The organism is Nitrosomonas sp. ANs5, from assembly GCF_050584665.1.
GTDB lineage: Bacteria > Pseudomonadota > Gammaproteobacteria > Burkholderiales > Nitrosomonadaceae > Nitrosomonas.
In genome coordinates this window covers 26,989-50,487 of the sequence record NZ_JBEUDO010000019.1, presented here as the reverse complement: position 1 = coordinate 50,487, position 23,499 = coordinate 26,989, and the positions used below count along the sequence as shown (strand labels likewise).

General features: G+C 52.9%; 21 protein-coding genes. 8 read left to right on the top strand and 13 right to left on the bottom strand.

The window, feature by feature from the left end; all coding sequences use genetic code 11:
* The 8 genes from ABTW62_RS06615 to ABTW62_RS06580 form a co-directional block, all read right to left on the bottom strand.
* Nucleotides 1–361, bottom strand: a 361-nt coding sequence (locus ABTW62_RS06615) for a hypothetical protein (protein WP_430903805.1), incomplete at its 3' end; no start/stop codon positions are given.
* The gene (locus ABTW62_RS06610) at nucleotides 345–638 is read right to left on the bottom strand and encodes a hypothetical protein (protein ID WP_430903804.1); all 294 of its coding nucleotides are present in this window, start codon (nucleotides 636–638) and stop codon (nucleotides 345–347) included. The genes ABTW62_RS06615 and ABTW62_RS06610, both read right to left, overlap by 17 nt.
* Nucleotides 631–855 (bottom strand): hypothetical protein, encoded by a 225-nt coding sequence (locus ABTW62_RS06605; protein ID WP_430903803.1) that lies wholly within the window; start codon nucleotides 853–855, stop codon nucleotides 631–633. The genes ABTW62_RS06610 and ABTW62_RS06605 overlap by 8 nt, the downstream gene beginning before the upstream one ends.
* A gap of 546 nt (nucleotides 856–1,401) precedes the next feature.
* Entirely contained in the window at nucleotides 1,402–2,670 is a 1,269-nt protein-coding gene (locus ABTW62_RS06600; protein ID WP_430903802.1) for a DUF3987 domain-containing protein, read from the bottom strand.
* Nucleotides 2,671–2,792: 122 nt separating this feature from the next.
* Complete coding sequence (locus ABTW62_RS06595; RefSeq protein ID WP_430903801.1) at nucleotides 2,793–3,647, bottom strand: toprim domain-containing protein; 855 nt, start codon at nucleotides 3,645–3,647, stop codon at nucleotides 2,793–2,795.
* A gap of 230 nt (nucleotides 3,648–3,877) precedes the next feature.
* Nucleotides 3,878–4,144, bottom strand: coding sequence for a helix-turn-helix transcriptional regulator (locus ABTW62_RS06590; protein ID WP_430903800.1), 267 nt, complete (start codon nucleotides 4,142–4,144; stop codon nucleotides 3,878–3,880).
* A 239-nt stretch (nucleotides 4,145–4,383) separates the two neighbouring features.
* Nucleotides 4,384–5,667 carry a tyrosine-type recombinase/integrase gene (locus ABTW62_RS06585; RefSeq protein WP_430903799.1) on the bottom strand — a complete coding sequence of 428 codons (1,284 nt, stop codon included), beginning with the start codon at nucleotides 5,665–5,667 and terminating at the stop codon, nucleotides 4,384–4,386.
* A gap of 132 nt (nucleotides 5,668–5,799) precedes the next feature.
* Nucleotides 5,800–6,483: a patatin-like phospholipase family protein gene (locus ABTW62_RS06580; protein ID WP_430903798.1), complete on the bottom strand. Its 684-nt coding sequence runs from the start codon at nucleotides 6,481–6,483 to the stop codon at nucleotides 5,800–5,802.
* A 160-nt stretch (nucleotides 6,484–6,643) separates the two neighbouring features.
* Here ABTW62_RS06580 and rapZ point away from each other — a divergent pair, with 160 nt between their 5' ends.
* Nucleotides 6,644–7,513 (top strand): RNase adapter RapZ, encoded by an 870-nt coding sequence (gene rapZ, locus ABTW62_RS06575; protein WP_430903807.1) that lies wholly within the window; start codon nucleotides 6,644–6,646, stop codon nucleotides 7,511–7,513.
* On the opposite strand, the gene recG is transcribed toward rapZ, so the two are convergent.
* Nucleotides 7,498–9,561, bottom strand: a complete 2,064-nt coding sequence (gene recG / locus ABTW62_RS06570) for an ATP-dependent DNA helicase RecG (protein ID WP_430903797.1) — start codon at nucleotides 9,559–9,561, stop codon at nucleotides 7,498–7,500. The two genes, rapZ and recG, sit on opposite strands and share 16 nt — an antisense overlap.
* Before the next feature lie 138 nt (nucleotides 9,562–9,699).
* Complete coding sequence (locus ABTW62_RS06565; protein WP_430903796.1) at nucleotides 9,700–10,092, bottom strand: Rid family detoxifying hydrolase; 393 nt, start codon at nucleotides 10,090–10,092, stop codon at nucleotides 9,700–9,702.
* Nucleotides 10,093–10,342: 250 nt separating this feature from the next.
* Between ABTW62_RS06565 and murA the strand changes: the two genes are divergently transcribed.
* Both murA and ABTW62_RS06555 read left to right on the top strand, forming a co-directional pair.
* The gene (gene murA, locus ABTW62_RS06560) at nucleotides 10,343–11,602 is read left to right on the top strand and encodes a UDP-N-acetylglucosamine 1-carboxyvinyltransferase (protein ID WP_430903795.1); all 1,260 of its coding nucleotides are present in this window, start codon (nucleotides 10,343–10,345) and stop codon (nucleotides 11,600–11,602) included.
* Nucleotides 11,603–11,815: 213 nt separating this feature from the next.
* Nucleotides 11,816–12,436 carry a phosphoribosyltransferase gene (locus tag ABTW62_RS06555; protein WP_430903794.1) on the top strand — a complete coding sequence of 207 codons (621 nt, stop codon included), beginning with the start codon at nucleotides 11,816–11,818 and terminating at the stop codon, nucleotides 12,434–12,436.
* An 18-nt stretch (nucleotides 12,437–12,454) separates the two neighbouring features.
* Here the strand turns inward: ABTW62_RS06555 and ABTW62_RS06550 are convergent, their stop codons facing one another.
* Together ABTW62_RS06550 and nadC are read right to left on the bottom strand one after the other, a co-directional pair.
* Nucleotides 12,455–13,282 carry an ABC transporter permease gene (locus ABTW62_RS06550; protein ID WP_430903793.1) on the bottom strand — a complete coding sequence of 276 codons (828 nt, stop codon included), beginning with the start codon at nucleotides 13,280–13,282 and terminating at the stop codon, nucleotides 12,455–12,457.
* A 128-nt stretch (nucleotides 13,283–13,410) separates the two neighbouring features.
* Nucleotides 13,411–14,280 carry a carboxylating nicotinate-nucleotide diphosphorylase gene (gene nadC, locus ABTW62_RS06545; protein WP_430903792.1) on the bottom strand — a complete coding sequence of 290 codons (870 nt, stop codon included), beginning with the start codon at nucleotides 14,278–14,280 and terminating at the stop codon, nucleotides 13,411–13,413.
* Nucleotides 14,281–14,325: 45 nt separating this feature from the next.
* On the opposite strand from nadC, the gene ABTW62_RS06540 reads away from it, so the two are divergent.
* From ABTW62_RS06540 to bamC, 4 genes are all read left to right on the top strand, one after another.
* Complete coding sequence (locus ABTW62_RS06540; RefSeq protein ID WP_430903791.1) at nucleotides 14,326–15,804, top strand: FMN-binding glutamate synthase family protein; 1,479 nt, start codon at nucleotides 14,326–14,328, stop codon at nucleotides 15,802–15,804.
* A 363-nt stretch (nucleotides 15,805–16,167) separates the two neighbouring features.
* The gene (clpB, locus tag ABTW62_RS06535; RefSeq protein WP_430903790.1) at nucleotides 16,168–18,759 is read left to right on the top strand and encodes an ATP-dependent chaperone ClpB; all 2,592 of its coding nucleotides are present in this window, start codon (nucleotides 16,168–16,170) and stop codon (nucleotides 18,757–18,759) included.
* 281 nt (nucleotides 18,760–19,040) lie between these two features.
* The gene (gene dapA, locus ABTW62_RS06530) at nucleotides 19,041–19,919 is read left to right on the top strand and encodes a 4-hydroxy-tetrahydrodipicolinate synthase (protein WP_430903789.1); all 879 of its coding nucleotides are present in this window, start codon (nucleotides 19,041–19,043) and stop codon (nucleotides 19,917–19,919) included.
* A gap of 9 nt (nucleotides 19,920–19,928) precedes the next feature.
* Nucleotides 19,929–21,074 carry an outer membrane protein assembly factor BamC gene (gene bamC, locus ABTW62_RS06525; protein WP_430903788.1) on the top strand — a complete coding sequence of 382 codons (1,146 nt, stop codon included), beginning with the start codon at nucleotides 19,929–19,931 and terminating at the stop codon, nucleotides 21,072–21,074.
* Nucleotides 21,075–21,971: 897 nt separating this feature from the next.
* Here bamC and ABTW62_RS06520 read toward each other — a convergent pair.
* Nucleotides 21,972–22,175 carry a hypothetical protein gene (locus tag ABTW62_RS06520; protein ID WP_430903787.1) on the bottom strand — a complete coding sequence of 68 codons (204 nt, stop codon included), beginning with the start codon at nucleotides 22,173–22,175 and terminating at the stop codon, nucleotides 21,972–21,974.
* Between the two features lie 686 nt (nucleotides 22,176–22,861).
* Here ABTW62_RS06520 and ABTW62_RS06515 point away from each other — a divergent pair.
* Nucleotides 22,862–23,476, top strand: a complete 615-nt coding sequence (locus tag ABTW62_RS06515) for an exopolysaccharide biosynthesis protein (protein ID WP_430903786.1) — start codon at nucleotides 22,862–22,864, stop codon at nucleotides 23,474–23,476.
* Nucleotides 23,477–23,499 lie beyond the last annotated feature (23 nt).

Here is a 23,499-nt window from a genome sequence, read left to right as displayed (position 1 = left end):
TATCCTTGAATCCGAGCGCCCGTTTGGCATCAGCCTCGACACCTCGCAAGCGTTCCTGTGCCTTTTCTTCGGTGGCGGTGATGCGGTCGGCCAATCGTTTTTGTGTGCGCTCGTAGTTCTGGGCAACGCTGTCCAGGTGGGCCGCCTGCGTTACCCGTGGATCAGGGCTATTACGAATAGCCAACAAGTTACGCCATGATCTACTGATTTCATCATGGGTGCTTGCGATTGCGTTCAGGGTGCCATCTGGTGATTTCTTGAATTCGGTTAAGAGCGATTCGCCCCATTTGGTGGAATTGAGTAAATCACTGCCTTCGACTTTTGGAAGCGGAAAGCCGCCTAAATTAGTGTAATCGTTCATCTTTTTTCAAAGCCTCTAGTTTCTTAATGCGATTTTCAATATCGGTGTCGCGGATAATTGACACCATAATCTGCAAGATACTCGCGTATTTGGTGGCATCGGATACCGCCATATCACCCAGCCGGGCTGATTTGTAAATTCGTGCCAATTCTCGCAAGCAATCCCGGCTAGTGGATATTCGGAACCGTCGCGATTTCTTACCACCCGCCTGGGGGTCATCGCTAGGTAGATACGTTTCGCCAGTTAGTGTGTTGATTCCATTGACATTTTCACTCATTCCGCGCCACCTTTAGTTGTTCTTGATTAGTTTTTTCCCAATAATAGTCAATCAATCCGTCGACATCATCGGGTTTTAAGTTTGGTTGGCTTCGCGTCAGTATTTTGATAGCGCCGTCCCTGGTGCCATGACAAAGCCGGGCTAGCTTCACGGCATCGAGCGCGGATTTCAGAACTTTCTGGGCGCGTGCCATGTATTTTTTGTTCTGTTCGTTCATATCGTGCTTATTTGTACGTTATTTGTGAGTGTTTATTGAGTAATAAACATGAACAATTATATCACAAAATATATAAGCTTATGATTATTAAAGTTGTTTAAGGTTCAGTTATAAGGCGTTAATTTCTTTATAACGCATTTGCTCATGACGCTGGCATGCTGAACAGTGCTGAAAATTAAGCAGGTTTTGCCGGGTTGTTTTTTTAGTACCTACGCCAAAGAAAGAAGGTTCTTTTTTGCTGGCTAAAATTAGCCCCTAATTAGCCCCTAATTAGCCCCGCTAGAATCAAGCCTAGAGCCATTCTTAGCCCATTAGCCCAATTAGCCTACCCTATAAAAATATTTATTCCCTGATTTTGCTAAGTATTTGATTATAAAGATATATATATACAAAAAAAAACGAATATTAAAATGCTAAACGGCTAATGCAATAAATGAATAAATTTCTATGGGTCGGGCTAATTGGGCTAATGGGCTAAAACCCGCATGGATACTGGAAACACAGGGGCTAATTAGGGGCTAACAAAAGGCTAATTAGCCCCCCCCTTCAGATTGCCGTCCATTCGTTATTTGCTATTCTTGGCGTCATTCCGTTTATAGATTCTGTCGCTTTTTTTATCCGCCCTTGATTCCGCAATACTGCGATAGCTCTATCCCGCTTAGCGGCTGAGCGCAAGTATTTGGGGGTCACATTCTGTAGCATGTCCTTCTCGCTTGCCGTGGCATCCAGTCGGGACGTGAGCCACTTGTGAAGGTCGTTAGCTTCATTCTCGGCCTCCGTATCCTCGCGCTTCCCGAACAGATCACGCCATGAATTTAAGCTGTACATAAACAGCCTGATAGCATCATTTATATTCTTGGCACTCAGGGTGAAATTCGTTTTTCCATTGGTGTGATTTTCATACGCAGCAAGCACCCCAGCAATCCGACAAACCTGTTCAGCTCCACGTGTGCAAAATGGCTTCAGGTCGTTATATTCATTGTCCTTATCGCGTGATAGTTCCATTTCTTCCCAGAAGGCTGCTAGCGGTTTCCGTGCATCTGCGGATAGCCTTATTACCTGGCGATCACCCTCGGGGATCGAATAACGCTCCTTTAGAAATACGTTGCAACGACTCCAATACAATGCTACGTCAGTATTCTCTCCGGGGTAAAATTCACGGTAAAGCCTGGGCTTCATTGGCTCAGGATGGGCAAGTAATACCCGTGGAAAGAATCCAATAGTTTGGAATATAGGATTATTCAGCGCTTGCGCCACAACTGTTGGCTGGGTCATCCAATGCAGGCAAAAGCGCTTCCCGTCCAAGTGTGTGCGCCCAACGCCTCCGCGCATTACTGATATAGACGTGCCGTCCCATAGTCCGTTAAAGGTTGCCAGTGACTCGCGCATCTGCTCCGCACTCATCCCCCAGCCTGTGAGCATTGTTGCGCCCTCATCGGTGAAGTTACCTTGATCAGGCACGCCCTCGCTAAATGATCTGACCATTCCCTGCACTGTGGCCGATTTCACAGTGCGAAAAGGTGCAATTGGTGGCGGTTCATTCTCTTTTGCTTTCTTGCCTAGCCTGTTCCATTCATCCAGTTTTTTGGCGTAAGGCTTATATTCTGATTTCTCCATACTATTGACACATTCCATTGCTATGCCGTCGGTGGTCGATTTAGATTCACCTGATCCTGCAAGCGTTAACGCATACAGGGAAATAGGTTTTACCCCTGATATTGTTTCGACGTCATATAACGCCTGGGCCAACAATGACACGGCGGCAAGCACTGACTGCCCGGCTGTTTCGATGGGAACTTGCACTTCATCCCGCATGTATTCGCAAACGGCCGCTAACGGGCCTAACGCGTCAACTGGGTATACTGGGGGTGTGTATTTTTTAGGCTCGCGTTCGGGCCATGCTGGCATGATCGCGCTTTCTAGTGGGTTAGTTGCACTCATAGCGCACCCCCTTCTGTCAGAATGTCGTTCCAGTCGCCGGGTTTGTCCGGTATCGCTATCTCGGCATTGACAGCACGGGCCGCTCTGATTGCTGCCTCTTGCCCTACGCCTGATACATCGTTATCACCACAGATGATTATTCGCTCATCGGGCCTCTTTGATCGAATAAACCGCGCTACAGATAGCAGGTTGCCAGCGTTCAGGGCTATTAAAACATTATGAGGTGAGTGTTCGTACAACGATGCGCCGGTCGCCCATCCTTCGCAGATCAAAGTAGTATCGGCCTTGTTGCGGATTTTCATGCACCCGAAACAGCCCTTAATCTCGCCCCCCTTTAAAAAGAGCTTTGTGCCGTCGGGGTGGATGAGCTGCACGTTAGCCAATTTATAGCTATGGTTATATATAGGCACAACCAACGCCCCGCGCCAGACTAGCATTGGCTCTGTCAGCCTTATTTTCTTTCGCACCAAATAGGGATGGTCATTCGTGGCTTGCTCGCCAAATTCCCTGATAATGCTGATTTCCCTAATAGCTAGCTCACGTTTGAGCGCTATATCATCCTCTCGGGCCTTCTTCTTCTTGGCGAAGTCTATTGTGCTGAACGGATTTGGCTCCGCTGGTCGTGCGCCAGACTTCCATTTATGAATTGCGCCGCCGTCCTTGTGGTCTTGATACCAGCCGGCGGGCCAACCGTCGGTATGAAGCTTATAAGCGCCGTTTCGTGTGCCTGCTTTGTCGCCTTCTATATGGAAGCGGTGCAACTCTCCATCGGCTATGATCTCGCCATGATATTGAATACCATCGGCAAGCATTGCATGGCGGAATTCTTCAATAGTGTTATAATGCAGCATAGTTTTGTGATTCCTTGTTCTATGCCGCACTGCGTTAATTTATATTGCTTCTTAATCAATATTGATATATATTTACGCAAGCGGCTATTTTTTTGTGAGATTTAAAAAAGCTGCTTCTATCTGTGATGATAGAGTTTTTACTTTTCTAAACTAAAAAAAGATAGGCAGGGATTCCGGCCCGTACCTATCAAAGAGTATTAATGTATTACCCCTTCAATGCCTCGTTGTCATCATGGCTTCGAGGCATTTCCATTCCTGGCTATCCAAGCAACTGGATTCTCTATAAATTCGTGAATCTCTGCGGATTTGTAGAACTTCATCCGGCTACTTAACACGTGCGGTTGAGGCGCTTTCCCTTGCTTGACCAGACCACGGAACCATTCCCCGCTTCCCGGTAACAACGGGCTAAATTGTGGCATGCGTACCATTATATTTTTGGGCATGGCATCCAGTGATGGGAACGGCTGTAATCCTGGTTTTTTTCCTTCTTCTGACATTTGTTAGTCCTTTGTTTAATTGATGATGGGTTAATTATACGTGCTCAAATGGAGCAATCAAGCGTAGTTTGTTACTAACCTGTTGATTCTAATATAAAATTTGCAACTTTTTATATAAAATCTGCGTGACTTTCTTAAGAGTATGTTCTAAGTGTTTGTTTTGTAACGCCATATCAAATCTGCACGATTTTCTTAAGAATGCGTTCTAAGTATATGTTTATTAACGATTAAAAATATATTCACTTTTTTATCATTTCGCTTAATTTATTTCCCCACCAGTCCATAATTTTGCGCCGTTCATCCAAGTGGATGGCGTGGTTGTAGGCTTTCGCAACCTGGCTACCCTGAAAATGGGCCAAGCAAGCTTCGATGATAACCGGGTCAAAGATTCGTGCCTCATATGCTGCGGTGCTAAATACGCCTCTGAACCCGTGCAGCGTCATCCGTCCGTGGTAGCCCAGCTTATACAGAACTTTTAGCCATGCGGTTGTACTCATGCCTCTGGTCTGATCCCACTCGTTCGGGAATACCATTGGCGAGTATTTGAACTGCTCAAGCTCTCGGAATATCTCAACCGCCGGGCTTGATAGTGGCACGATATGCCCACGCGGTAACTTCATACGCTCGGCTGGGATTGTCCAAAGGCCGTTATCTAAATCAAGCTCATCCCATCGGGCATTTTTAAGCTCACCCGGACGCACGGCCAAGTATGCGAGCAGCAGCAAGGCGTGTTTGCTGTGGAAGTGGTTGTCTAGTGAATTGATGCTATTTAGCAGTTCCGGCATCTCGGCTATAGAAACCCGCTGATAATTCTGTACTTTGTGCTGATACCGGAACACGTCATCTGGCTGCACGTTATACAAAAGATTCGTCGATGACCATTTACGCAAGGCTGCTAACTTCATGATCCTTCGCAGATCGGACAACAGCCGCTTAGCCTGGTCGTGTGAATGCTGTTCGGCATTGTCTAGCACTTGCAAAATCATATCTGTATCAATATCTGATATTGGCGTATCTCCAATTTCAGGGAATGCAAGGCGCTGTAATCTACTCAACACTTGTTGGACGTGCTGCGGGTTTTTGATCTTAGTGCGCCAGCGATCCCACCAGGTAAGCGCTACTTGCTCGAATGTCATTACACCCGGATCTGCCTTGACTGTGGGAAACCAACCGGCAAGCGAATGACTTAGATTTATTTGAGTCATCACACCCGGCTCTGATTTAACTATAGGGCGCGGCTGTTTTCTTGCTTGAACAGGGTCAATGCCTGCTTTTAGTAATTCGGCTTTCTCTCGGCGCACATCCCGGATTTTATCAAGTGACGCTTGCGTGACTGGATGCTCAACGGCTCCAAGGCTCATCATCCGCGCTGATCCATTGAAGCGGTAGCGATAGCGCCAATACTTTTCGCCTGTGGTGGTCACATACAATTGCAAGCCGCGACCATCGGCCAAACCATACGGTTTCTCGCGTGGTTTTGCCCGCTCAACTGCCCGAACTGTTAACTTGCCAATAGAACTCACTTTTTTTACACATCCGCCTAAATACTCACAGAATGTATGATATACAGTGAACTACAAATAAGCAAATAAAACTATTGACTGACTGTAAATAGGCGGCTAAGATACAGGTTGTGAGTAGCGAGCAGTACGAAGTTATAAGGTGGTAATGTCCTCATAACGGACACGCCGGTAACGATTCTTTTTATCGATATCGCGGAAATTGGCATTGCGGGGCGGCTCTTCCCCCATGCTCATGGCGGTGAAATGCCAGCTATGGCCGGAATTCAGACTGGTGGCATTCAGAATCAGCACAGGGACTTTGTGCGTGCGCTGGGAGTTGCCCAATACGCTGTCCCAAGGATGAAAAGTCTGCCCCACGCCTTTAGGCTGGATCAGCAAATCACTCATGCGTATCCGCCGCTCTCCGACATCGATCAGCGGCCGGTAAATGATGCGCTCATAAAGTTCGCCGATGGTATCGGAGCGCGAATAATTCGGCATGACCATGCGCATGTTTTTGAAGGGATTGGCGAAAGTGCGCATAGCCAAATTATGCTGAACAGCTGCCAGAAAATGGGCCTCCAAGCGCTGCACAAGCTCAACGTAGTCAGAATCGGTCATCTCCTGATCGGTTTTCGATTCCAGCAGCGCTTTCAACAATAAATAATAAGCAGCCCCAACGATCGAGCCTCCGGAAACAGTAGAAATGGATTCAACATGCTTGAGCATGCCCATTTCCGCCATGCGCGCCAGCACACCGATATGAAAAAATGACGCCCTGAATCCGCCTCCCGATAACGCAAGTCCTAAACGTTGATTGCTGTCTACCGCTTTCATGATTGACTCCCCGTTCTGAAATATCGCCCCAGTTTTTACGCATGCTGCGCCAGATCCCTTCGGCCGAAGAGTTCCGGATTAAAACCCACATGGCAAGCATATAGCTTATACCATGATGACAATCGGCAATGCATCGCATAGCTTTGCTATACTCTGTGTCATGCAAGTCGTCATCATCAGCGGCCTGTCCGGATCAGGCAAATCGGTCGCGCTCAATGTCCTGGAAGACGCAGGTTATTACTGCGTCGACAATCTGCCTGCGCCTTTGATCGTAAACTTGATCGATCACTTGCGCGGACGCCAGCACCGCCATGTCGCGGTGGCCATCGATATGCGCAGCGGGGAAAGCATCACCATGCTGCCTCAGCAGCTGGAAACGCTCAACACCAAACAGATCCAGACCCGGTTCATTTTTCTCAGTGCCCGCAACGATATCCTGATTCAGCGCTTTTCCGAAACGCGCCGAAGGCACCCCCTCACTGCCGAAAACATCACTCTGGAAGAGGCGATCCAGCATGAACGCGAGGCGCTGGCCACGCTGGCTGCCCTGGGCCACCATATCGATACCAGCTCACTGGGACCCAACGCGCTGCGGCTGTTTATCAAGGATTTCATTGCGGAATGCAAAACGCCGCCGCGCCTGACGCTGCTGTTCGAATCGTTCGGTTATAAGCACGGTATTCCACTGGATGCCGATCTGGTATTCGACGTGCGCTGCATCCCGAATCCACATTATGACCCCAAGCTCAGAGAATTGACCGGTCTTGATCCGGAAGTCATCGGTTTTCTGGAAGCGCTGCCCGATGTATCCAGGATGACCCAGGACATTCGCCGCTTTCTCGACACCTGGCTACCCGTCTACATGCGGGACAATCGGGTTTATCTGACGGTCGCGATCGGCTGCACCGGCGGCCAGCACCGTTCGGTTTATTTCGCTGAAAAGCTTGCGCTCCACTTTTGCGACCTGACCCATGTACTGGTACGCCATCGCAGCCTCGCCGAATACCGCAATCACTACACCCGCAGATAATCCTTCCGGCTTCCCAGCCAGCGGCGCATATGGCAGTGCGCCTGCTGCGGGTAATCGCGCAGCAGGGTGTCCGCGACAGCTCTGGCTGCTTCGAGCAAATCGGTATCCTGCTCCAAATCGGCAAAGCGCAGCATCGGCACCCCGCTCTGGCGGGTGCCCAGATACTCACCCGGCCCCCGCAACAGAAGATCCTGACGGGCAATTTCAAAGCCGTCGGTATGCTTGAAAATGACTTGCAGGCGCTTGCACGCCACTTCAGACAGCGGCTGCTGGTACATCAATATGCAAATACCGGTATCGGCCCCACGCCCGATCCGGCCGCGCAACTGGTGCAACTGCGACAATCCCATGCGCTCGGCATGCTCGATCACCATCAATGACGCATTGGGCACATCCACGCCCACTTCGATCACGGTTGTAGCCACCAGTAGCTGCACCGCACCCTGACTGAAGGCGGCCATGATGGCGGATTTCTCATTGCTGTCCAGCCGGCCGTGAATGAGGGCGATTTTAAGATCGGGGAAAGTCTGATTGAGGGTTTGGTAGGTTTCCACTGCCGTTTGGAGCTGCAATGCTTCCGATTCCTCTATCAACGGACAGACCCAATAGGCTTGCCGGCCAGCGTGACAGGCTTCACGGATACGGGCAACTATCTGCTCCCGCCGGCTGTTGTCGATCAATTTGGTAACCACCGGAGAACGGCCCGGCGGCAATTGATCGATCACCGATACATCCAGGTCCGCAAAATAGCTCATGGAAAGCGTGCGCGGGATAGGGGTGGCGCTCATCATGAGCTGGTGCGGCACCCCATCCGCCTCCATGCCCTTCATGCGCAATGCCAATCGTTGACTGACGCCGAACCGGTGTTGCTCGTCGATGATCACCAATCCAAGCCGGTCGAATTGCACCGGCTCCTGGAACAATGCATGTGTGCCGATCACCAGCATAGCCAATCCACCAGTGATTTTTTCCAGCTCGAGCTTGCGCGCAGCTTTCTTCTGGCTGCCGGACAGCCAGGCGACTGACACACCCAGTGGTGCGAACCAAACCGATAGCTTCTGGTAATGCTGCTCGGCCAGGATTTCAGTCGGCGCCATGATGACCGCTTGAAAACCATTGCCGATCGACTGCAAAGCAGCCAAAGCCGCCACCACCGTCTTGCCGCTGCCGACATCCCCCTGCAACAACCGTTGCATGGGGTGCGGTTGCGCCAGATCACGGCTGATCTCGGCAACCACTTTGCGCTGAGCTTCGGTCAGGGTGAATGCGAGCGATGACAGCAACGCCTTCAACAAGCTATCCGGTCGCGGCAGGACAGGCGCCCGGTGACTGCGCCGCTGGCGATAGTGGGCACGCATGGAAAGCTGCTGGGCCAGCAATTCATCAAACTTCACCCGGCGCCAGGCTGGATGAGTGCGTGCTTGCAGTGGCTGCATGGGGGTGCCCGCAGGCGGGCAATGCAGAAAGGACAAGCTGGCCTCGAATGCAGGCAGGCGATGGGTCGCCAGCACGGTTTCAGGAATGATTTCTGTCAGCAGCGCCGCCTGCTGAACATGTTCGAATGCCTGCCTGATGAGTTTGGCCAGTGTCCGTTGCGGCAAGCCGGCCGTCACCGGATAAACCGGCGTCAGCGCCGTCGCGAGACCCATTCCGGCTTGCACCACCCGGCATTTCGGATGGATCATTTCCAGCCCGTTAAAACCAGCACGGACTTCGCCCAGCACTCTCAATCGTGTCCCTGGCGACCAGGCTGCCACTTGACTGGCATAGAAATGAAAAAATCGCAGGCACAATGTGCCGCTGTCATCATGCAGTTTGCAAACCAGCTGCCGCCGCGGGCGAGTCAGCACCTCCCGTTCGCTGACGACTCCCTCGATCTGCGCCGCCTGACCGGGCACCACCTCACTGATGGGTGACAACCGGGTTTCATCCTCATAGCGTAGCGGCAAATGCAGAACCAGATCGAAATCGCTCAGCAGACCCAGCTTGCGCAGCTTTTGCTGCAGGCTGTCACTGAGCGTATCGAGAAATGCGTGCGGGGCATTCAACCTGCATGCCCTCGCTGGATACTACCAGCCCTGGAGTAGGCGCGATTGACGAAAAACCCGCTCTGCATGCGCGCTCCACTGCCGGCAATGCGACAGTTGATCAAGGCTGAAGCATCCAAGTCAGGCCTGCGGCGACGTTCAAGATTTATCCAGCGACATGACAGCATCCATCTCGACCAGCGCAGCACGCGGCAGCGCGGCCACGCCAACGGCGGCGCGCGCCGGATAGGGCTGACTGAAATGTTTGCCCATAATTTCGTTCACCTTGGCAAAATGGTTAAGGTCAGTCAGATAAACATTCAGTTTGACAATGTCGCCGAGATTGCCGCCACTGGCAATCGCCACCGCACGCAGATTGGCGATTACTTGCTCGATCTGCGCATCGATCCCCTGTACCATTTCCATGCTGGCCGGATCGAGTCCGATTTGCCCGGACAGATAAACGGTTTCCTCCTGCACCACCCGCACTGCCTGGGAATATGTGCCGATCGCCTGTGGGGCGTCTTGGGTCTGGACGATAAATTTGCTCATGCTTGCTCCTTGGATAGTACGATAAAATAGTAATGTTATAAGCGCCCCTAGGAGGCTGTCCGAGAATAGACTGATCTACTGCGGACGAGCCTGATTGGCCGGATTTTACGATCCTTTCCGTTATATAGAACGACTATTCGCCTCAAATGATCGAAAAATCCAACTCAACCAGCCTCGCCCTCGCTACGATCGCCATTCTCGGACAGCCTCCTAGCGGCAGTTTTCTAATCTTTAATAGGGATCTGGATCCATGCAAAAACTCATTATTCAGGGTGGCGTGGAACTCTGCGGTGAAGTCAGCATTTCCGGGGCCAAGAATGCCGCCTTGCCCGTGCTCTGCGCGTCGCTGCTGACTGCCGACACTCTTGTGGTCCGGAATCTTCCCCGCCTCAAGGATGTATCGACCATGTTGGCGCTGCTCAAACAAATCGGCGTGCGTATTTTAGCAAACGATACGGGGGAAGCAGAGTTATCCGCAGCCAGCATCACGAATCCGACCGCGCCTTACGATATGGTCAAGACCATGCGCGCCGCCATTCTGGTGCTCGGCCCGCTGCTGGCGCGGACCGGTCAGGCGCATATTTCCTTGCCGGGCGGTTGCGCGATTGGTTTGCGCCCGGTCGATCAGCATATCAAGGGCCTGCAGGCAATGGGGGCCGAAATCAGTATCGAGCATGGCTATATCCGGGCCCAGGCCCAACGGTTATCGGGTGCGCGCATCATCATGGACATCGTGACGGTGACCGGCACCGAAAATCTGATGATGGCCGCCACGCTCGCTTCGGGAACCACCATCCTGGAAAACGCTGCCCGCGAGCCTGAAGTGGTCGATCTCGCGGACTGCCTGATCAGTATGGGTGCCAATATACAGGGCGCCGGCAGCGATACTATCGTCATTGAGGGTGTCGAATATCTGCATGGCGGCGCTCATTCCATCATGCCTGACCGGATCGAAACCGGCACCTTCTTGACCGCCGTGGCCGCCTGCAGTGGTGAAGTGCATTTGACCCAAACACGCGCCGACACGCTGGATGCGGTCCTGGACAAACTGGTCGAGGCGGGCGCGAATATCGATACCGGAACAGACTGGATACACTTGAGCATGAATCACCGCCCCCACTCGGTCAGCTTACGAACCGCGCCCTACCCGGCATTTCCGACCGACATGCAGGCGCAATTCATGGCCTTGAACAGTATCGCCGACGGAATCGCCATCATGACCGAAACCATTTTCGAAAACCGCTTTATGCATGTCCAGGAATTGAAGCGCTTGAATGCCGACATTCATGTCGAAGGCAATACCGCGATCGTATATGGGATCCCCGAATTGGGGGGCGCGCATGTCATGGCGACCGATCTACGCGCATCAGCCTGCCTGGTCATTGCCGGCTTGATCGCCCAGGGGGAAACGGTGATCGACCGTATCTATCATCTGGACCGGGGATATGAGCAGATCGAACGGAAACTGGTCCAATTGGGGGCGCAAATCAGGCGCGCGACAGCAGAATAGCATGGGCCAGCCGTCGTAACCGTCGCCACGAACTGTGCTTCAAATCAAGCAAGTTCTGGAGAGAAACGAACGGCCGACGTTGAATTACGGTTGCCGGGAAAAATCGTGAATGATGAACATGCGCCCGGCAATCCACAAATCAGGATTAAAGTTTGTAAACCGCGTGAATCGGTATAAGATGCAAACATCTGGATATCTCCGGGAGTATGCGAAATGTTTCAGGATCGTGCAGATGCAGCGGCTCAGCTGGCCAAGCGGCTCCACGCCTATCATGGCCAATCTCCATTGATACTGGCCATTCCGCGGGGTGCGGTGCCGATGGCCAGGATTATCGCCGACCGCCTGGATGGCGAGCTCGATGTGGTGTTGGTGCGCAAGCTGCCGGCGCCTGGCAACCCGGAATTTGCAATCGGTTCCATCGATGAAACCGGCTGGGTCTATCTGGCCGATTATGCCGATCAGATTGTCGACACTGCCCAATATATCGAAACCGAAAAAGCCATCCAGCTAGAATTGCTACGCAAGCGCCGCGCGCGCTACACACCGGTACGTCCGGCGATCGACCCCGAGGACCGCATCGTGATCGTAGTCGATGACGGTCTGGCGACCGGGGCGACCATGATTGCCGCACTCCATGCCACCCGGACCAGACAACCCAAGAAACTGGTGTGCGCGGTACCGGTCGCACCGACTGAAACGCTGGAGAAAATCGCACCCTACGCCGACGAGGTCGTTTGCCTGGAGACCCCCTCACCCTTCTATTCTGTCGGACAATTCTACCGTTCGTTCCCGCAAATCGATGACGAAGACGTGATTGCCACGCTTGCCAGGTAATATACTGTCCAGACCAACTCAAAGCACGTCGGCAAACCCTTTGCGCGTTTTCTGGAACCAGGCGAAGCCGGACCAGGCCATCATGCTGGCCAGCAAGGTGTAGAGCGCCAGACTCGCCCAGTTCATGCCGAGTCCCCAAATCATAACCATGCGCGCCTGCTCGATTACAAACGTCAAGGGATTGATCTGCAGCAGCCAACGAAAATCCTCGGGGAGCGCGGTCACGGGATAGAAAATGGGTGACATGAACATCAAGGCACTGGTTATCAATCCGATCACTTGCGCAACATCACGCAAATAAACCCCGAGCGACGCCAGGAACCAGCCCAGTCCCAGCACCATCAGCATGAAAGGCAGCAACAATACGAACAGCAGCCCAAAAGTGGCCTGAGGAATTCCAAAAAATACCAGGTAAAAAACCAGCCAGACCAGCAAGCTGATCAATAAATGAAAAAAGGCCGAACCCAGAATCACGACTGGCAGTACTTCCAATGGGAACACCACCTTCTTGACGTAATTCACATTGCTCAATATCAAAGCCGGCGCGCGCGTCACACATTCGGCAAAAAAGTTATACAGCATCAGGCCCGCAAACAGCACCAGCGCGAATTCAGTCTTCGAATCCGACCCACCCAGCCAGCGGGCCTTGAAAACCACGCTGAATACAAACGTGTAGATGGCCAGCATCAATACCGGATTGAAGAAAGACCACAACAGTCCCAGGATGGACCCCTGGTAACGCCCGATCACTTCGCGTTTGATCAGGCTGTGTATCAGACTTCGGTGGCTTTTAAGCGAACCGAGCAATGCAAGCGGGGAAATTGAATGTGCGGCGTGTGGATTCAATCTGGATTCCTTATATGGGTATGCGCTGCAGGAACAAGGCCCAGCCACTGATGCTGAAGCAGGCTCGCAGCCGCGCATGAAGTAAAACTTTTAGATGCCTCTGAATGGTTTTCCGTTTCGGCAGACGATCAACCCAGGCTTCTCGGCACGGGCGAGTCAAAAAAACGCATGGATAAATCCACCGCCTGCAGATCTTTGGTCAGACTGCCAATGGAGATGCGGTCGACACCGGTTTCCGCCACTACGCGCACGGTCTCAAGCGTGATGTTGCCAGAAGCCTCGAGCAACGCGGATTTATTGGCAATGCGCTGGTTGAGCGCGACCGCGTCGCGCAACCCCGCCAGATCAAAATTGTCCAGCAAAACCATGCGGGCACCTGCATGCAGGGCCAGCGCCAATTCATCCAGTGTTTCGACTTCGATCTGGATAAAAACATGAGCTGGCGCGCTCGCTCTGGCTTTTTGCAGAACTGCCGCAATCCCCCCGGCAGCAATGATGTGATTCTCCTTGATCAGAATCCCGTCATAAAGCCCGATACGATGATTGATACCGCCACCGCAACGGACGGCGTATTTCTGGGCGAGGCGCAAGCCCGGTATGGTTTTACGGGTATCGACAATGTTCACCCCCGTGCCCTCAACCGCCTCGACAAAGCGGCGGGTACGGGTGGCCACGGCGGATAAAAGTTGCAGAAAATTAAGTGCGGTCCGCTCAGCGGTCAGCAGGGATTTCGCCTCGCCCTGGAGCACACACAAGGTCTGACCGGCGGAGACCGCTTGTCCATCCTCAACCTGCCAATCAATTGTTATCGATTTGGCAAGCTGTCGGAAACATTCCTCGAACCAGGCAATACCGCAGACGACAATCGCCTCCCGCGTCATCACGCGCGCACTCAATGGCTCCCCATCCGGCACCAGAGTGGCCGTCAAATCACCTGACCCGATATCCTCGCGCAATGCTTGACGAACCTGATCGCGAATTGCTTCAATGTCTAACATGCTGCACACTCGTTTATTTAACTGTCAAAAATACTGACCGACGTCATGCCTATCAGCCTGAATTATCTGCTCATCTTCAGTATCGGCACCATTCTGGGCTTGATCGCCGTGGGCGCCATCATTTTGTTCTTCATTCGCGATGTCACGCAGAAAGAGCATGCCATCCTGCGTAATTATCCCATTATTGGGCGGTTGCGTTATTTTTTTGAAATGCAGGGGAAGTATTTCCGCCAATACCTCTTTACCGGTGACCGCGACGAGCTGCCGTTCAACCGCGCTACCCGTGGCTGGGTCTACAAGAACGCCAAGAACAAGGGCGGGATCGTCGGCTTTGGCTCCACTTATGACCTGCGCGAACCCGGCGCATTCATTTTCGTCAACGCCGCCTTCCCGATTCTGGAAGAAGACCAGCTCCCCACACCCAAATTAAGTATCGGTGAAGGCTATTGCAGCCATCCCTTTCAGGCGCAATCCCTCATCAATATCAGCGGCATGAGCTACGGCGCCATTTCGGCACCGGCCGTGCGCGCATTGTCGCTGGGCGCGGCCAGGGCAGGATGCTGGCTCAATACCGGTGAGGGCGGACTTTCACCCTATCATCTGGAAGGCGAATGCGACCGCATCATGCAGATCGGCACCGCCAAATATGGCATCCGCAACGAACACGGTAATTTTTCGGCGGCCCGCGCCAAAGAAATCGCCCAATTCGTCAAGGCATTCGAAATCAAACTCTCGCAGGGCGCAAAACCCGGCAAGGGAGGTGTGCTGCCAGCCTCAAAGGTTCACCCGGAAATCGCTGCCATCCGGGGCATTCCCCCCTACAAGGACTCGATCAGCCCCAATCGGCACCATGATATCGGCAATATCGAACAATTGCTCGACCAGATCGCCTTTATTCGTGAATTGACCGGCCGGCCGGTCGGCATCAAGGTCGCGATTGGGGGCTGGCGTTTTATCAACGAGCTGTGCGACGCCATCCTACGCCGCGGCCTGACCTGCGCCCCCGATTTCATCACAATCGACGGCGGCGAAGGCGGAACAGGCGCCGCGCCGCAGACCTTGATGGACCATGCCAGCCTGCCGATTGCCGAGGCATTGCCGCGCGTGGTTGACGCGTTGATCGAGGCCGGCCTCAAGCAGCGCATACGCGTGGTCGCGGCCGGCAAGCTCGTGACGGCCGCCCAGGGCGCATGGGCATTGTCTGCCGGCGCCGATTTCGTCAATTCGGCTCGCGGATTCATGTTTGCACTGGGATGCATCCAGGCCATGCGCTGCCATCTCAATACCTGTCCAACGGGCGTGACCACACACAACCCACGCCTGCAGCGTGGACTGGTGGTGGAAGAAAAATATTTGCGCGTAGCCAATTACGCCACCAATCTGAACCGGGAAATCGACATGATTGCCCACTCCTGCGGACTGCGGCACGCGCGGGAATTGCGCCGGGAGCATGTGCGCATCGTAGAAACCGCCGGCAAAAGCATCGCCCTGAATATGCTGTATCCTTATCCGGATAAACCATGAACACCACCGGCCTTGACCATGGCATGAGAACCACGAATGGACACCCATGAATACGAATCCTCTGCCCCCGCCATGGCGCGGTTTCTCGTTGCCAACAAGGACCATCTCAGTCAGACCACCTCAGCTCAGTACGGTGCATAAAATGCACCCGCATTCTGTGGCAACAGCCTCCGGTGCGCTTGCGCACCGCAAAGCCCGCAACCAAACCAGAACAAGGATATTCACAGGCCCTGTTCAAAATCATGGGGTCAGCACGCTCCATCCTGCCAACTCAAATATAACTGCCGCAGCAGGTTGAAATTTGCTTATTCCGCCATATAGTATTTAACGAAAACAACACCAGTCATTACTTGAGGAGACGGTATGCGGTTTGACAAATTCACGACCAAATTTCAACAGGCTCTGGCCGATGCACAAAGCATGGCAGTGGGACAGGATCATTCCTATATCGAGCCACAACACTTGCTGCTCGCGCTCATGCAACAAGAGGACGGCAGCACCGTCTCGCTCTTGCAGCGCGCAGGAGTCAACGCCCACCCTTTACGTCAGGCGCTGTCCGAAAGTCTGGGCCGTCTGCCCAAGGTTGAAGGAACCGGTGGAGAAATCAACGTTTCCCGGGATCTGGGCAACCTGCTCAATCTGGCTGACAAGGAAGCACAGAAAAGAGGCGATCAATATATCGCTTCGGAAATGTTCTTATTGGCAGCACTCGAGGATAAGGGAGATACCGGGCGATTGCTGAAACAATATGGCGCGGCACGTTCTGCGCTCGAACAAGCGATCAATTCCGTGCGCGGCGGCGAAAAAGTTACGGATGCGGAAGCCGAGGGCAGCCGAGAAGCCTTGAAAAAATTTACGCTTGACCTGACCGAACGGGCACGCATGGGCAAGCTCGATCCGGTGATCGGGCGTGATGATGAAATCCGCCGGACCATTCAGGTCCTACAGCGGCGCACCAAGAACAATCCAGTTCTGATCGGCGAACCCGGCGTGGGTAAAACTGCGATCGTGGAAGGGTTGGCACAACGCATCGTCAATGGCGAAGTGCCAGACACCTTGAAAAACAAGCGGGTATTGTCACTGGATATGGCAGCACTGCTGGCAGGCGCAAAATACCGGGGCGAATTCGAGGAACGGCTGAAAGCGGTCTTGAAAGAGCTGGCACAAGAAGAAGGCCGAACCATTGTGTTCATCGATGAGTTGCATACGATGGTGGGCGCAGGCAAGGCAGAAGGAGCGATCGATGCCGGCAATATGCTCAAACCCGCGTTGGCCAGGGGGGAATTGCATTGCGTGGGCGCGACCACCCTGGATGAATATCGCAAATATGTCGAAAAAGATGCCGCGCTGGAGCGCCGCTTCCAGAAAGTTTTGGTCGATGAGCCCAGCGTGGAAGCCACCATTGCCATTCTGCGAGGTTTGCAGGAAAGATATGAGCTGCATCATGGCGTGGAAATCACCGATCCGGCCATTGTCGCGGCGGCGGAGCTTTCCCACCGTTACATCACCGATCGGTTCCTGCCGGACAAGGCGATTGACTTGATCGACGAAGCAGCCGCACGCATCCGCATGGAGCAGGATTCCAAACCCGAAGTCATGGACAAGCTCGATCGCCGCCTGATCCAGCTGAAAATCGAACGCGAGGCCATCAAGAAGGAAAAGGATGAGGCCTCGAAAAAACGACTGGCGCTGCTGGAAGAAGAAATCAGCAGGCTGGAGCGCGAATATGCCGATCTGGACGAGATCCTGAAAGCGGAAAAAAGCCGCGCCAAGGGTTCCCAGGAAATCAAGGAAGAGCTCGAAAGACTGCGCCGGGAAGAGGAAATTGCGCGCCGCAAGGGTGATTTGCAGCAAGCATCGGAATTGCTCTACGGGCGTATTCCACAGCTGGAAGCGCAACTGGCCGAGCAACTCCGGCAAACCGAAGCAGGGGGCGAGGTTTCCCAGCCCAAACTGTTCCGCACGCAAGTCGGCGCCGAGGAAATCGCGGAAGTGGTATCACGCGCGACAGGCATTCCGGTCTCCAAAATGATGCAGGGCGAGCGCGAAAAATTGCTGCAAATGGAAAGCAAACTGCATGAACGCGTGGTGGGACAGGATGAAGCCGTCCGGCTGGTTTCGGATGCCATCCGGCGCTCACGTTCGGGGCTGGCTGACCCCAGCCGGCCTTACGGCTCCTTCCTGTTTTTAGGGCCAACCGGTGTTGGCAAGACCGAATTATGCAAGGCGCTGGCTGCGTTTCTTTTCGATTCCGAGGAACATCTGATCCGGATCGACATGTCCGAATTCATGGAAAAGCATTCCGTCGCGCGTCTGATTGGCGCGCCGCCCGGCTATGTCGGTTATGAAGAAGGCGGACATTTGACCGAACAAGTACGCAGAAGGCCCTATTCGGTCATTTTGCTGGACGAGGTGGAAAAAGCCCATCCCGATGTCTTCAATGTGCTGCTGCAGGTGCTGGATGACGGGCGCATGACGGATGGCCAGGGGCGCACTGTCGACTTCAAGAATACCGTCATTGTCATGACTTCCAATCTGGGTTCACAGATGATCCAGCAGATGAGTGGCGATGATTATCAAGTCATCAAGCTGGCAGTCATGGGAGAAGTCAAAACTTATTTCCGCCCGGAATTCATCAATCGTATCGATGAGGTCGTGGTCTTCCATGCACTGGATGAGCGCCACATCAAGTCGATTGCCGAAATCCAGTTGCGCTATCTGGAAGCCAGGCTGGCACAAATGGAAATGAAGCTGGTCATTACCGAATCGGCATTGACAACACTGGCCGAAGCCGGCTTCGACCCGGTATTTGGCGCTCGGCCGCTGAAACGCGCCATCCAGGCGCAAATAGAGAATCCACTGGCAAAAGAACTATTGGAGGGCCATTTTGCAGCCAAGGATACGATCCAGGTGGAATACGTAGACGGCCACATGCAGTTTTCCAAGCAAGCCTGATAACAGGTTTGCTACGCACTGCGAATCTGCTGGCAGCGCAAGCAATCGCACCCGGCAACGGATTCACTTTCAAGCCTGCAGGGTGCGCACCTTGTTGCGCGACCCTCACTCGCGCCAACCTGTCCAACTGGCATTTCCGGGAACCTGGATTCATTCGGGCGGCAAGGCTGTCTTGCAAACCGCCCCATCATCAACCCGGTCCTCGCGGAAAATCCCGGTTGAAGTTGAATGAAGACAGATCCTTTCAGGTAAAATAATCACTTTTATTTGGATCAAGCGCCATGTTTAAAGGCAGTCTGGTGGCTATCGTTACCCCCATGTTCGAAGATGGGGCGTTGGATCTGGACAGATTCTGCGCCCTGATCGACTATCATATTGAACAAAAAACCGATGGCATCGTAGTCGTCGGCACTACTGGCGAATCCCCGACCGTGGATTTCGACGAGCATCATCTGCTCATCCGCACTGCCGTTGCCCATGCGGCCGGCCGCATTCCAGTGATCGCCGGAACCGGCGCCAATTCGACACGGGAAGCGATCGAGCTGACCGTATTTTCGAAGAACGCCGGTGCGGATGCCTGCCTGTCGGTCGCGCCCTACTATAACAAACCGACCCAGGAAGGCTTGTACCAGCATTTCAAGGCAATCGCCGAGGCGGTCGATATGCCCATGATTCTATATAACGTACCGGGGCGAACGGTTGCGGATATCGCAAACGACACAACATTACGGCTGGCACAAGTGCCTGGCATCATTGGCATCAAGGACGCGACCGGCAATATCGCGCGCGGATGCGATTTGTTGCAACGCGTACCGCCTGATTTCCTGGTGTACAGTGGCGATGACGCGACTTCGCTCGCCCTGCTGCTACTGGGCTGTCATGGCGTGATATCCGTCACTGCCAATGTTGCACCCAGCCTGATGCATGCTATGTGCAGCGCAGCATTTGCCGGAGATCTGGCACAAGCTCGCGCCATCAACAACCAGCTGTTCAAACTGCATACCGACCTGTTCGTGGAAGCGAATCCAATCCCGGTCAAATGGGCGGTTGCAAAAATGGGGCTGATCGGCAGCGGCTTACGCCTGCCGCTCACACCACTATCCAGTCAATATCACGAACAAATCCAGGCAGCCATACAACAGGCTGGCGTCAGAGTTTAAAGGTTGGCAATGCTCAAAAAGCGGCAACGCAGGTTTCTCGTATTAAATTTTGTACTCGTAGCACTCATTTCGGGTTGCAACTTAATGCCCGAAGGCAAAAAAATCGACTACAAATCTGCTGGCAAACTCCCTCCCCTGGAAATTCCACCCGATTTGACCATCCCGCAAACAGATGACCGGTTTGCGGTGCCAGATTCTGGTCCGTCTGGCAGCGCCACCTTCTCGGCCTACAGCAGAGGCACGCAAGATGGGCAGCCAAGGATGCGTTCGGAATCATCGGTATTGTCTGTGATGGCCCAGGAGGACATTCATATCGCCCGCGCGGGCACCCAGCGCTGGCTGGTCGTGCCACAGGCACCGCAAGCTGTATGGCCGGTAGTCAAGGAATTCTGGCAGGATATGGGGTTTCTGCTCAAGCTCGAAGCACCGGAGATTGGCATCATGGAAACCGACTGGGCGGAAAACCGGGCAAAAATCCCTCAAGATATCATCCGGAGCGCATTATCCTTTGTTCTGGATAGTCTGTATTCCACCGCCGAGCGCGACAAATTCCGCATCCGCCTGGAACAGAGCGAATTCGGCGGAACGGAAATCTACATCAGCCACCGGGGCATGATAGAAGTGCTGGCTGATCGCAACATCAACCGCACCGTCTGGCAGCCCCGTCCAGCGGACCCGGAACTGGAAGCGGAAATGCTGGCACGCTTGATGCAGCACTTCGGGGTGGAAGAAAAACGCGCGACCGCTGAAATCGTCGCGAGCAGCGAAGCGGTTGAGGAACGGGCGTTTATGGATAAAACCAGAAATGGCGTGCTGATCGTCAGGGAAGCATTCGACCGGGCATGGCGGCGCATTGGGCTGGCACTCGACCGGGTCGGCTTCACCGTTGAAGACAGAGACCGCTCGAGCGGCATCTATTTTGTCCGCTATATCAATCCCGACGAGGAATCCCGCAAAGCCAGCCAAGGGGAAGGCATTCTCTCAAAACTGGCCTTCTGGAAAAGTGACGACGATACAAAAGCGGAGAAATATCAAATCCAGATCAGCGAAGTTGGCCTCAACAGCGAAGCCAGAGTCTTGAATGAGGATGGCACGCCTGAAGAATCGGGCACAGCCAAGCGCATTCTCAACTTGTTACACGAGCAGCTCAAATAAAGTTTCTGCAATCAGTGCCGCAATTGCGGCACCTGAGGCAGGTTGAAAATGCCGAATCTGTCTAATAACGGAGTAACCTGTGCGGATGAGTGCATAAAGGTTGTTCCCAGACCTCCCGGCTGCCGCCATCGCATGGAAAACCATCGCCCCTGTCTGTTTTTTGTCTGCCTGCCTTGATGGCAAAATCGCAGCATTGTAACTGGCTCTGACAATCAACTGCCCGGGGAGCTGCATTCACTCAGAAGCTGCTTGGGGATACTGGATGGTTGTTCATACAGCAGCATAATACATGTCAATATGCGCTGCTTTGTCTAAAACTTGCAAACTCCCCTGCCACCTGTCTGGCAAGGCACCCGGTATCCAGGCCAGTTGACGTTGAGCTGGATACCATGCCCCACTTGAGCGGCTCGCAAAACGGTAGGTTGCGCTTGCGCACCGGCACATACTCGTCATTCACGAAACTGAAAATTGCGAAGCCAGACTTTTCCCGACCACCGTAATTTAACGTCAGCGGGATTTTTCGATCCTTTTCGTTGAATAGAACGACTATTCGCCTCAAATGATCGAAAAATCCCGCTCAACCAGCCTCGCCCTCGCTACGATCGCTATTCTCGGACAGCCTCCTAGACTGCGGCCATCCAGACGCTTTTCGGCGGCAATACATCGCCGCAGTGGACATGACGTTGAAGAAATAGGCCTAAATCGGAGATTTCTAAACAGCTTTTTAGCGATAGTCAATCATTAACCCTACCCAATCAGGCTTTTATACAGGCTTGCGCTTTGCGCCATGCACAACGCCAAATATCCTGACAACCTCATTCGCAGGCATGCGCACAGCGCACCGAGTACACATAAAAAAACCGCCTTACCGGCGGTTTTTTTGACACTCTATGTGACTTAGTGTCCGTCAGGGATACCGCTATCGCCTTCTTTCAAGCACTTGCCGTTTCCGTCCAGGCCATGTGGGCAATCCATTTTTTCACCGGCAACAATTTTTTCGTAAGCTTCTTTCTCGGTTTCAGGAAGCGCTTGCGAAGGACGTCCACATGCAGATAAAAACAACACAGCCGTGACGATAGCAATTGCGTAAACAACTTTCATTATGAGTTTCCTTTTGTTAAAAATTACATAAAACCCTACAGCAAGGTTCAGTATATAACACAATCGTTTCACAACTCAAGCCCTAAAATTCCCCGTCGCGATCTGCTCACGCAGCCGCAAGATAAAACCTGCTACAAGACATTGAATTCAAACTCTTGCGATATAACCACTCCGCAAGAATTGATAAAAAAACAGAATTCAGCACACAATATGCCTAAAGACCATACTCGTCAAGAGGAGATTAAAACTGCACAATCCAACCCTCCTCGACCAGGCTTTTGATCCAAATGGAGACAAAACAACGTTGGCTACCAAACGGTGCGCAAGCGCACCCTGCGCCTCGGCGGCAACAACAACTCCGCAGAGTGTGCTTGCGCACCGCAAAACTTGTGACAAGCTTGACTGCAGGCATCTGCCTGCATGCTGCTAACAATCCAACTCAAAATAGGCATCCCTCTCCTTTTTCGCGGTCACCTCGCCCAAAGTCGATAGCACAACAAGGTTCCGAGGCCGCAGCCAGACAAGCATAGTCAGCGCAATCCATCACGCCACCACGTTATCCAGACGGGGAGCGCTGCAATGACTTACAGCTTTTGCCCGATCACGATAAAATCCCGATTAAAAATAATTTTTCAGTATCATCAATTTATATAAAATGGCTCGGGCTTTGTAATAAGGGAGGGTGGATGGAAAACAAAGAGCGCAATACATCTGAATTACTGCAATTAATCGTGGTACAGAACACCAATGCAGTCATCACAGTCAATCAAATAAAAAACTCACTGCATGAGCGAGGATTTGGCGTTTTACTGGCCATTGCCGCCCTGCCGCTTTGCCTGCCTGTTCCCGTCCCACCGGGATACACGACCTTTTTTTCAATCCCGCTTTTCATTTTCTCGATACAAATGATGTGGGGCATGAAGGCGCCCTGGATTCCCAAATGGCTGGCCGACAAGGAAATCAAGAAAGACAATTTGGAAAAATTAGTCAGCAAGGCGATGCCCTGGCTGCGCAAAATTGAAAGCTATCTGCATCCCAGACTGACTTACATCAGCGTGCACGCCTGGGAACGCATTATCGGGATTTTCGCGTTCATCTTCTCCATTTCCATCGCACTCCCCATTCCCCTGACCAATTTTCCACCCGGCTGGGGCATTCTCATCATGTCGCTGGGACTGCTCAGCAAGGATGGGCTCACCATCATCATCGGCATGATAGTCGGCACCATCGGCATTGGCATCACGGTCGTGGTACTCGCCTTGCTATGGATGGGTATTTCCATGCCGTCCTTTTATGGTTGATCGAAGCGCAGCACATGTCGATT

Excerpts from the sequence above, each read along its gene's own strand:
- ABTW62_RS06610 (WP_430903804.1), bottom strand. The coding sequence starts at position 638 with ATGAGTGAAAATGTCAATGGAATCAACACACTAACTGGCGAAACGTAT.
- ABTW62_RS06605 (WP_430903803.1), bottom strand. The coding sequence starts at position 855 with ATGAACGAACAGAACAAAAAATACATGGCACGCGCCCAGAAAGTTCTG.
- ABTW62_RS06600 (WP_430903802.1), bottom strand. The coding sequence starts at position 2,670 with ATGCGGGATGAAGTGCAAGTTCCCATCGAAACAGCCGGGCAGTCAGTG.
- ABTW62_RS06595 (WP_430903801.1), bottom strand. The coding sequence starts at position 3,647 with ATGCTGCATTATAACACTATTGAAGAATTCCGCCATGCAATGCTTGCC.
- ABTW62_RS06590 (WP_430903800.1), bottom strand. The coding sequence starts at position 4,144 with ATGTCAGAAGAAGGAAAAAAACCAGGATTACAGCCGTTCCCATCACTG.
- ABTW62_RS06580 (WP_430903798.1), bottom strand. The coding sequence starts at position 6,483 with ATGAAAGCGGTAGACAGCAATCAACGTTTAGGACTTGCGTTATCGGGA.
- rapZ (WP_430903807.1), top strand. The coding sequence starts at position 6,644 with ATGCAAGTCGTCATCATCAGCGGCCTGTCCGGATCAGGCAAATCGGTC.
- ABTW62_RS06565 (WP_430903796.1), bottom strand. The coding sequence starts at position 10,092 with ATGAGCAAATTTATCGTCCAGACCCAAGACGCCCCACAGGCGATCGGC.
- murA (WP_430903795.1), top strand. The coding sequence starts at position 10,343 with ATGCAAAAACTCATTATTCAGGGTGGCGTGGAACTCTGCGGTGAAGTC.
- ABTW62_RS06555 (WP_430903794.1), top strand. The coding sequence starts at position 11,816 with ATGTTTCAGGATCGTGCAGATGCAGCGGCTCAGCTGGCCAAGCGGCTC.
- nadC (WP_430903792.1), bottom strand. The coding sequence starts at position 14,280 with ATGTTAGACATTGAAGCAATTCGCGATCAGGTTCGTCAAGCATTGCGC.
- ABTW62_RS06540 (WP_430903791.1), top strand. The coding sequence starts at position 14,326 with ATGCCTATCAGCCTGAATTATCTGCTCATCTTCAGTATCGGCACCATT.
- clpB (WP_430903790.1), top strand. The coding sequence starts at position 16,168 with ATGCGGTTTGACAAATTCACGACCAAATTTCAACAGGCTCTGGCCGAT.
- dapA (WP_430903789.1), top strand. The coding sequence starts at position 19,041 with ATGTTTAAAGGCAGTCTGGTGGCTATCGTTACCCCCATGTTCGAAGAT.
- bamC (WP_430903788.1), top strand. The coding sequence starts at position 19,929 with ATGCTCAAAAAGCGGCAACGCAGGTTTCTCGTATTAAATTTTGTACTC.
- ABTW62_RS06520 (WP_430903787.1), bottom strand. The coding sequence starts at position 22,175 with ATGAAAGTTGTTTACGCAATTGCTATCGTCACGGCTGTGTTGTTTTTA.
- ABTW62_RS06515 (WP_430903786.1), top strand. The coding sequence starts at position 22,862 with ATGGAAAACAAAGAGCGCAATACATCTGAATTACTGCAATTAATCGTG.